Below are 1,107 nucleotides of genomic sequence, written 5' to 3'. Positions count from 1 at the left end.
CGTGCTTTAATGACACCACAGGGTGTTGACTTAAAGCTTACAGCTTAGAGCTTATGGCTCTAAACGCTCTTTAACAATGTAACCATGCTGACAAGTTCCTTTCGAAAGAAAGGACATAGAGATACGTCTCAAGCGTATCCGGCAATTGTCGTTGAGTCATCGCGACCAGACTCCTTCGGGTTATATGGTCAAGCGATGAAGCGCACACGGTGGATGCCTAGGCAGCCAGAGGCGATGAAGGACGTGGAAGCCTGCGATAAGGCTCGGCGAGGTGGCAAACAACCTGCGACCCGGGCATTTCCGAATGGGGAAACCCACTCAGGGTAACCTGAGTATCCTGACCTGAATCCATAGGGTCAGGAGGCGAACCGGGGGAACTGAAACATCTCAGTACCCCGAGGAACAGAAATCAACCGAGATTCCCCCAGTAGCGGCGAGCGACCGGGGAGCAGCCCTTAAGCGTGACAACCGATAGGCGAACAGGCTGGGAAGCCTGACGATACAGGGTGATAGTCCCGTAGCCGAAATCCGCGTCACGTGAAATCGAGTAGGTCGGGGCACGTGAAACCTTGACTGAAGACGGGGGGACCATCCTCCAAGGCTAAATACTCCTGGCTGACCGATAGTGAACCAGTACCGTGAGGGAAAGGCGAAAAGAACCCCGGAGAGGGGAGTGAAATAGACCCTGAAACCGTGTGCGTACAAGCAGTGGGAGCAGGCAAGTCCTGTGACCGCGTACCTTTTGTATAATGGGTCAGCGACTTATTTTCAGTGGCGAGCTTAACCGATTAGGGGAGGCGTAGAGAAATCGAGTCTTAACTGGGCGACCAGTCGCTGGAAATAGACCCGAAACCGGGCGATCTATCCATGAGCAGGTTGAAGGTTGAGTAACATCAACTGGAGGACCGAACCAGGAACTGTTGAAAAAGTTTTGGATGACTTGTGGATCGGAGTGAAAGGCTAATCAAGCCCGGAGATAGCTGGTTCTCCTCGAAAGCTATTTAGGTAGCGCCTCACGTATCACCGCCGGGGGTAGAGCACTGTTTCGGCTAGGGGGCCATCCCGGCTTACCAACCCGAGGCAAACTCCGAATACCGGTGAGTGCGA

The 1,107-nt window shown here is 53.6% G+C and carries 1 rRNA gene (only partly in view); it reads left to right on the top strand.

Annotation, left to right across the window (positions count from 1 at the left end):
* Positions 1–186 precede the first annotated feature (186 nt).
* Positions 187–1,107 (top strand): 23S ribosomal RNA (locus tag RSO41_RS18410); it runs 1,272 nt beyond the window's last position.

Source organism: Halomonas sp. I1, from assembly GCF_032334135.1.
Taxonomy (GTDB): domain Bacteria; phylum Pseudomonadota; class Gammaproteobacteria; order Pseudomonadales; family Halomonadaceae; genus Halomonas.
The sequence above is the reverse complement of the archived record's forward strand: the minus strand, read 5'-3'. Positions and strand labels throughout refer to the sequence as shown.